This is a genomic window from Comamonas sp. B-9, assembly GCF_000410635.1.
Lineage (GTDB): Bacteria > Pseudomonadota > Gammaproteobacteria > Burkholderiales > Burkholderiaceae_C > Comamonas.
The window spans coordinates 9292-9619 of the sequence record NZ_KE148595.1 but is presented as its reverse complement, the minus strand read 5'-3'; the positions used below and the strand labels follow the sequence as shown (position 1 = coordinate 9619).

Sequence of the window (328 nt, the reverse complement as noted above, 5' to 3'; positions counted from 1 at the left end):
CGGGAGGGGCACGCCTGGCAGCGGCATCGGTCTCCCACAAGGGCACCTCGGGATCGCGCAGTGCGGGCGCAGGCACGGCCGCTGCCGGGCTTGCCGCCGCTCCGCCAATCACCATCGCGGCGCTGGTCTGGATGCGCTCGCCCGGCGGCAGGCTCGAGGGCGGCAGGGAGCTGTCCTGCACATTGCCAAAGACCAGGATGGCCTTTTCTTCGGCCACGCTCAGCGGGGCATCCCAGTCGGGGGCCGTGTCCTGAAATCCAGGAGTCTCTTCAAAACGGCATCCACACTGCTTGCAAAACAGCGCCTGGCCCTTGCACAGCGCACCGCA

At 68.6% G+C, this 328-nt stretch carries 1 protein-coding gene; it reads right to left on the bottom strand.

Annotated elements, in window-relative coordinates:
• A partial coding sequence (locus H928_RS28060) for a hypothetical protein (RefSeq protein WP_204366319.1) occupies positions 1-328 on the bottom strand: 328 nt, incomplete at both ends.